Raw genomic sequence first — 517 nt, forward strand, 5'->3', positions numbered from 1 at the left:
TCCTACTTCAGCCCATAAGGTTTTGATTTCGTCTGCATCGCGGTCCATCAGGTCAAACACAAAACGCTCGAAGTTGGAGGCTTTGGAAATATCCATAGACGGGCTGGATGTGACGTGGGTGTGTTCGCTGTTGCGAGGGCGGTATGCGCCGGTTTTGAAAAACTCGTCCAATACGTCGTTTTCATTGGTGGCAACAATCAAGCGGTGGATAGGCAGACCCATTTGGCGGGCGATATGGCCGGCGCAGACATTGCCGAAGTTGCCGCTTGGCACGCAGAAGCTGATTTTTTCGTCATTGCTCGAAGTGGCATTGAAATAACCGGCAAAGTAGTACACGACTTGGGCGACGATACGGCCCCAGTTGATGGAGTTGACTGTGCCGATATGGTATTTGGCTTTGAATTCGGCATCGTTTTGTACGGCTTTGACGATGTCTTGGCAGTCGTCAAACATACCTTCAACAGCGATGTTGTGGATATTAGCATCTTGCAGGCTAAACATTTGCGCGCGTTGGAAT

At 50.1% G+C, this 517-nt stretch carries 1 pseudogene; it reads right to left on the bottom strand.

The annotated features are described in order from the left end of the window. Positions 1-517: pseudogene (locus ACTHUM_RS18645) on the bottom strand (threonine synthase); the annotation flags it as partial.

It is taken from the genome of Neisseria sp. P0021.S006 (assembly GCF_051956895.1).